The sequence below is a fragment of the Magnetospirillum sp. WYHS-4 genome, assembly GCA_039908345.1.
Taxonomy (GTDB): domain Bacteria; phylum Pseudomonadota; class Alphaproteobacteria; order Rhodospirillales; family GLO-3; genus JAMOBD01.
This window is the reverse complement of sequence record JAMOBD010000097.1, coordinates 1-6,635: the sequence shown is the minus strand read 5'-3', so window position 1 is coordinate 6,635 and position 6,635 is coordinate 1. Positions and strand designations below refer to the sequence as shown.

Sequence of the window (6,635 nt, the reverse complement as noted above, 5' to 3'; positions counted from 1 at the left end):
GTCTTGACGCCACGGGACTTGCGCCCGTCGCTGAACAGACGCCCCACCCAATCGATCATGGGTTGGGCCGCGTCGACCACGGCGCCGATCCCGGCCTTGACCTTGTCCAGGTTGTCGTAGACCAGGCCGGCGGCCACGGCGATCACGCCGATGGCCCGGCCGATGGGGCTCATGGCGACGGCGGTCCCCAGGACCTTCCAGGCGACCCCGAACCCAACCACGGCCGCTGTCGCATGGGGTGTGGCCGAAGACACGTTGGCGATGACGCCGATCACCGGGGCCATGGCGCTCGCCACGGCTCCCAGGGGCGGCAGGAGGGCGCTTCCGACCGCCGTCCCCAGGTTCTCGATTTCATTGCGGGCCTGGCGGACGGCGGCGGCCGTATCGCCCATGCGGCGGGCGAAGGCGTTTTCCACCGTGCCGCCGGTCGATCCCGCCAACTCCTTTTCCAGGGCTTTCAGGCGTTCGGTCTGTTGCAACAAGGGCCGCAAGGCCGCCTGAACCTGGGCATCCTGGAACAACTCCCCGAGGATCACGTTTTCCCGCGCCACGTCGCCCTTGGCGCTCTTGAACAGCACGGCCATGCGGTCCAGCAGGGCGTTGATCGGGTTCTCGCCCTTCTTCAGGGCTTCGCTTTGCAGGCGGGTGAGGTCGATCCCGAATTTCTCGAAGTTCTTCCGCGATTCCGGCGAGGCCATCTTCTGGAAGAGGTTCAACAGATTGGTGGCGGCCTGGCTGGAATCGCTGGCCCCTTCCGAGACGATTTGCAGGGCGGCGCCAAGGCTGTTGATCGCGGCCGTTCCCTCCATGCCCAGTGCCCGGAACGACGGCGCCAGTTGCGGGAAGAACTTCGCCATGTCCTTCAGTTCGAACCGACCCTTGTTGCCGGCCAAGGCGAGCCGATCCAAAGCCCCGGCCAACCCCTCCGGCTTGATGTTGAGGGTACGGATCAGCACATAGGAGGCCCGCGACAGTTCCTCGATATCGGCGTTGGCGGCGGTGGCCGTCCGCGCGATGGGTTCCAGCGCGGCGCTGGCCTGGTCCTTGTCCAGGCCCATGGAAGTCAAGGCACGGAAGGCTCTCAGAACTTCGTCCTTGCTCTGGTTCTGCGCCCGCCCCACGGCGATCAGCCGTTCGCGCAGCGCCGCGAGTTCCGCGTTGGTCATTTCGGCCACGATGCCAACGTCGGTCAAGGCCGCCTCGAAGTCCATGGCGCCCTTCACGGCGGCCCCGAGGGTCACCCCCTGCACCAGGGTTCCCATCGTCGAAAGCCGCGAGGCCACGGCGCCGATCCCGCCGGCCGCACCGTGCCCCACGGTCCCCATGCGGGCCAGGGCGTCGCCGGCCTGGGAGGCCCGCGCCTTCAGTTCGGCCAAGGCCCTCCCGAGCCGGCCGGTTTCCCCGGCCGCATGGCCGGCGGCCCCGCCGGGACCGCCCCAGGCCTTGCCCTTGGCGTCCATCCTATCGAGGGACTTGCCGACCTGGTCGACGCCCTTTTGCGTGGCGCCGATGGCATTGCCGAAGGTGGCGTCGACGGCCCCACGAATGACCAGGCTGATTCCGAGGTCGGCCACGGCTTTTCCCTTCCTAAGGCACCTGAACGAGGCGCCTCACGCTTTCCGCCAGGCGGGCGGCAACCGGATCGGGCGCCCCATCCTCCGCCGCGCCGATCCGGGGGAACACCGTACCGATGGCCGGCGGGATGGCCGCGCCGATCTTCGGCAAGTCCAGGGTCCCTAATCCCGGTCCAAGGGCGAGCGCAGTTCGGAAACCAATCGTTCCGCCTTGTCGAACCATGCCAGGAACTCCCCGGTTTCCATCTCAAGCACCGTGTCCAGGCTCCACCCGGTGAAGCGGCAGAGCAGCAGGACGGCCCGGCCGGCGTCCTCTAGGCCGGGCTCTTGGAAAAACCCATCACGAGGTCCTGGAACTTGCCGTAGTCGGACTTGTCCATTTCCTCGATCACTTCGCGGTCCACACCGGCAAGGCGGGTGAACAGCACCACCTCCTTCTCGGCGGCGGTCGGGAAGGCCGCGATTTCCAGGTCGTCCTTGACCTTCTGACGGCGGATCGTCAGTTCCGTGTAGGTAGCCCCATTCCCCATGGCGATGGGGAAGTCCAGGGCCAGCTTGACGGCGGCGCGGGTGTTGGCGTCCTGCATGGTCTTACGCCCCAACCCAGGCGGTGACGATGGGCTTGGCGGTGCCGGCCCATTCATTGGTGACCGGCACTGGCGTGCCGTCCACCGTCACGATCCGCGTGCCGTTGTTGACCAGGCGCATGGCCGCGCCTTCCAGGCCCGGCCCGACCACCAGGGTATCGGGCTTGATGCCCAGCAGCCGGCCGCCGTCGCCCTTCATGTTCAGCATGGCGGCGCGGGCCGCCTCGTAGTTCTCGGCATTCAGTTCCGCCTTGGACCCGAAGGCCAGTTGCCAAAAGCCGAAGCCGGCGGCGCCCCGAGCGCGGCAGCCGTAGATGTACTCGTCCTGCCAGAAGACGTTGTGATCGCTTTCCTTGTCCAGGGCGGTGAAAACGGGCTTGATGCGCTCCTGGAAGACCAGCGGCTTGAAGGCCCGGCTGCAATCCAGCAGGAACCACGGCGCGCCGGCCCCGGCCTGAACGTTACTGACGCTGACCGTCTGTTCCCCGTCCAGCCGGACGGGATGGTCCACATCGAAGAAGTATTGCCCGTCGTAGCATTCCTCGGAGAAGCCCATCCCCAGCAAGGAGAAGACCAACTCGTCGGGATACTCCGCCGCCGCCTTGCCCATCTCGCGGAACATGGGATCGAAGATGCCGTAGCGGTCATCCTCGATCTTGGGGCGGCCCACCGCGATGGTCTCCTCGAACTTGCGGTTAACGATCTTGTAGCCGTGGGCCATGAGGTTCCGGACGATGCGTTCGCCCACCCACTCCCGCAGCTTGGGGAACTGCCCCAGCCAGGCATAGGTTTCGTCTTCCGCCGAACTGGTGGCGATCATCGCCACGTCCGCGTAATGGCTCTTGGCGCCTTCGAAGCCTTTGTTGAAGGATGTCCTGAAGCCTTGGAAGACCCCGGCCAGGTTGTCGTTGGTGATCAGCATGGCTCAGCGTCCTTTCCCAAGCCGGTTGTAGTCCTCGGGCGAGTGGCCCATCGTCTTGCAGACGGCCAGTTCGGTTTCCGACAGGCCGCCGGTTCCCTTGTCCTGGGAAAAGGTCCCGATCCCGCTGTCACCGGCGATCCGGCCGAAGACGGCGCCGGCCGCCGCGACGAATTCATCGAACGCCGGCTTATTGGCGGTGCAGAGGTTCACCGCCCAATCCTTCAAGAAGGGCGGAACCTTGCCCCCGGCGATGGCGGTTTCCACCATCTCCTCGGCCTTGGCCCGCGCCACGCCCGCGTTCAGGCGGGTGTATTCGGCCGTCAGGCGCTTGAAGTCCCCGATGGGGACGAATTTGGCCGGGTCCGGTTCGGCGGTGGCGCGGGACGTGACCAAGTCGCGGACGGCCACCACGACGGCCGCCATGTCGGCGTCCGCCGGCAAGCCGAGCAGGGTCCGGAGTTCGGCAAAAAGATCGGGTTCCATGGTGCCTCCAGTCTTGGCGAGTGCGGTGAGTTCGAGCGCCGGGGCGTTGGTGAGCGCGGCGCGCAGGATGGCGATGACCTCGCCCCCCTTGGCGTGGGTGAAGGTGGGGGAGATGAAGCGGTATTCCTTGGCGTCCAGCATGGCCTTGGCCTTGCCGGTCCAGGCGACCAGGCCCCAGATGCCGTCCGTCCGGACCTGGAGCCCGGTGATCCAGCCCGCCGCCGGGGCCGGTTGGCCGTTCGTCGCGGCATGGTCCGTCTGGTGTTCGTAGTCCACCGGCATGGGAACGGCGCCGGCCCGTTCGCGGCTGCGCGCCACCACGGCGGCGGGGTGGCGGTTCCGCCAGCGCCGGCCGTCGCGGGCGATAACTTCGCCGGCCGGCATCAGGTGGACCCACTGCCCCTTCGGGTCGGAGTCGGTGGTCAGGGGAATGGCGCAGCAGGCCGTCTCACTCATGGGGTGCCCTCCGCATCGCCGTTGAACGGTCGTTGAACGGGTTTTCGCGCACGTTACAGGGATAGGTGGGGGCAAGATGCCCCCCGGCCCCTTCCGCGCACGGGCGGGCGAAAAATCCGGCCCCGGCAAAATCAAGCGCAACGATTATCATTGATTTCCGGCAAGGGGGCGCGGCCCTCCGGCCGGAGGGGAGCCGGAAGGGCCGCGCGGGGGAGGAGGCCGTAGCGCATCTGCTCGGAACGCTCGCGACGTTCTCCCCATGACGATGGGGACGCCCGGCCTGGCGGCACACCGGGCGTCCCCGCCGGGAAAGGCAGCATGGCGGGCTAACGCCCCCGCCCGCGCCGATCCCGGATTCCTTGTGGTGGGCCGGAAGGGGGATCATCCACAACTCCCGCTCATGACCATCCGGACATAGCGGCTGGTGCTCCCGACTTCCTTCGCGATTGCCTGTGTCGACAATCCCCGACCGGCCAGGGCCGTGATGGCTAATTTCTTGGAGGCAAGGACCGCGGCGCGCGGAATGGATTGATGGCTATGTTCCCCGCTCCGCAAGTCGGCCAAGGCCATGGCAACATCCATGCCGCATTTCTCGACCAGTCGTTGGCCTTTCCTGGGATGGATCGGGATGTAGATTTCCTGCCCGCCGAATTCCTTGACCAGCCGGGCAACGCCACTCGGACCGACCCTGTCACAAAGTTCGGAGAGAAGCGGAGGAAGGTACCGAGGATCGATCTCCGGCAGGTCGGATGGATCGGTTCCTTCGCCGCTGGACACCTCGCCCGGAATGCGGATGTATTCTCCCCCGCGCATCCTGGCCAACGCCTTGGCGAGCGGCATGCCACAGGCGTCGGCAATCGGCTGATGCGGCCTTGCCTTCTTCGGAACGTAAAGCTCCTGCCCGGCGAACTCCGTCAACAGGCTGTCCACCGCCTCATTCCCCACTTCCGCCCGGAGTTGGTTGATGTGGTATTCGAGGAAGCGCGGATCGGACAAGGGCGGTTCTCCAGGGGGGCACGGATCAAGTGCTAACCATTAGCGCTTGATCATTCTTGCTTCGTCGAACGTTGGTGGGGCTTTTTTCAAGAGGCAATCGTTGCCTCTTGAAATCATTTCCTTCATATTCCCCCTGAACTCTATCCGGGGGGACGGCACATTTCCCCCCGGTACTCGTTCCGGGGGTGCGGTCCACTTGTGGAACCGGAAATCGGCCCATACCATTACATTGAGTTGACGGCGACGACTGGCGGGATATCCTACTGGCGCCCCGGCACAGGCGGCCGACGCTGACCCATGAAGCCGGGGTGACGGCGTTTCCCGGTCGGCCCGGCGGGACGCAGAAGGGCCGGCACCGATGAAGGCGGCTTCGACCGATGGTGTCGGCTCGGCGCCGGTTGGCCGCCCGGCCGGCGCCCCCTTCCGCCAAGACCGGACACGCCGAAATTGACGGCGGGCGGGGCAGGGACTATCATGCTGGTCGGGCTTGACACCCCATCAATGGCGGCGAGGCACTGCCGGGCGTTCTTTCGCTAGACGTGCCTTACGCAAACGACAAGTAAGACCGGTTCCTCTCCGGGTGCGCATGGCGAATGTCCAGGGGCGAAAGCCCTAAAGGTCCTGCGGCCGTTCCATTGACGGTGTCAACACCCGGGGGCTTGCGGTTGCCGCAGGTCCGTTGCCTTGACAAGCACAATGGAGACACCCGATGACCACCATCACCAAGTTCTACTTCGGATTCCCGAGCCACTTCGGTGATCCCCTCGACGCCTTGAGCGATGCGGCCGCCGTCTTGCAGATGCTGGACAGTTTCTTCGCCCACTGCGAGGACCTGAACGGCTTCGAGCGGAGCGAACTCAACAGTTCCATGCACGGCCTGTCCGTGGTGCTGGCTTCCGCGACCCACGCCATCAACGTCGCTTCGGATGAACTGCGGACGCCCTGGTTCCAGCACGAAAAGGGCATCGCCGGGAGCGCGCGGATTCGGGACGCCCTTGACCAGGCAGCCGATCTGAAGACGGCGCAGGAGGAGTTCGCGGCGGAACTGGCGGAAGCCGTGCGGGAAGGCCGGGCGACCGAACCGCCGGCCACCGACGAAGCCGGAGACGGCGTCGACGGCGCCACCTATCCTCGCGTCATGACGGCCCGCGAGACCGTCCAGGCGGCGCGGGAGACGGCCATTGCCGCCGCCGCCGCCAAGGGCCACACGGTGGAGGAAATCTGCCAGGCCGTGAACATGAACAAGGCCAACGTCGAACGCATCCTCGCCCGGCTGCGGGACACGGGCGAAAGCCCGGCCGACCCGCAACCCCGCGCCGTCAACGCCTGAGCCGGAGGGAGGGGTGTCACCATGATGGTGACGCCCCTCGCCCGTCCGGAAGGAGGATGCCATGTCCGAATTCGCCTTCATGGTCCATGTGGATGCCGACGAATGGGCCTATCTGAAGCGCCGCGCCCTCTACCTGGAAGCGGTGCTCGTCCAGGTGCTGGCCGACCGCGACCGGGTGCAGGAGTGGTACGAGGCGGCCGAACTGGCCGCCATGGGCCTGCCCGGCCTGCCTCGCACCAAGGCCGGGCTGACCCGCCTGGCCGGCGCGGCCGGCTGGAAGCGGCGGG

At 66.6% G+C, this 6,635-nt stretch carries 8 protein-coding genes; 2 read left to right on the top strand and 6 right to left on the bottom strand.

Annotated elements, in window-relative coordinates; translation table 11 throughout:
- From H7841_17405 to H7841_17380, 6 genes are all read right to left on the bottom strand, one after another.
- Positions 1–1,574: phage tail tape measure protein (locus H7841_17405; protein MEO5338640.1), on the bottom strand; the 1,574-nt coding region annotated here is incomplete at its 3' end.
- Between the two features lie 13 nt (positions 1,575–1,587).
- Entirely contained in the window at positions 1,588–1,725 is a 138-nt protein-coding gene (locus H7841_17400) for a hypothetical protein (GenBank protein ID MEO5338639.1), read from the bottom strand.
- A 163-nt stretch (positions 1,726–1,888) separates the two neighbouring features.
- A complete protein-coding gene (locus H7841_17395; protein MEO5338638.1) occupies positions 1,889–2,161 on the bottom strand; it encodes a phage tail assembly protein in 273 nt (90 codons plus the stop codon).
- Between the two features lie 4 nt (positions 2,162–2,165).
- Entirely contained in the window at positions 2,166–3,083 is a 918-nt protein-coding gene (locus H7841_17390; protein ID MEO5338637.1) for a Mu-like prophage major head subunit gpT family protein, read from the bottom strand.
- A gap of 3 nt (positions 3,084–3,086) precedes the next feature.
- Positions 3,087–4,022, bottom strand: coding sequence for a phage protease (locus tag H7841_17385; protein MEO5338636.1), 936 nt, complete (start codon positions 4,020–4,022; stop codon positions 3,087–3,089).
- A 381-nt stretch (positions 4,023–4,403) separates the two neighbouring features.
- Positions 4,404–5,018 carry a hypothetical protein gene (locus H7841_17380; GenBank protein ID MEO5338635.1) on the bottom strand — a complete coding sequence of 205 codons (615 nt, stop codon included), beginning with the start codon at positions 5,016–5,018 and terminating at the stop codon, positions 4,404–4,406.
- 709 nt (positions 5,019–5,727) lie between these two features.
- On the opposite strand from H7841_17380, the gene H7841_17375 reads away from it, so the two are divergent.
- Together H7841_17375 and H7841_17370 are read left to right on the top strand one after the other, a co-directional pair.
- A complete protein-coding gene (locus H7841_17375; GenBank protein ID MEO5338634.1) occupies positions 5,728–6,348 on the top strand; it encodes a hypothetical protein in 621 nt (206 codons plus the stop codon).
- Between the two features lie 61 nt (positions 6,349–6,409).
- Positions 6,410–6,635: hypothetical protein (locus tag H7841_17370; GenBank protein ID MEO5338633.1), on the top strand; the 226-nt coding region annotated here is incomplete at its 3' end.

Bases quoted from the DNA above. Each gene is read 5' to 3' on its own strand.
- H7841_17395 (MEO5338638.1), bottom strand. From the start codon at position 2,161: ATGCAGGACGCCAACACCCGCGCCGCCGTCAAGCTGGCCCTGGACTTC.
- H7841_17390 (MEO5338637.1), bottom strand. From the start codon at position 3,083: ATGCTGATCACCAACGACAACCTGGCCGGGGTCTTCCAAGGCTTCAGG.
- H7841_17385 (MEO5338636.1), bottom strand. From the start codon at position 4,022: ATGAGTGAGACGGCCTGCTGCGCCATTCCCCTGACCACCGACTCCGAC.
- H7841_17375 (MEO5338634.1), top strand. From the start codon at position 5,728: ATGACCACCATCACCAAGTTCTACTTCGGATTCCCGAGCCACTTCGGT.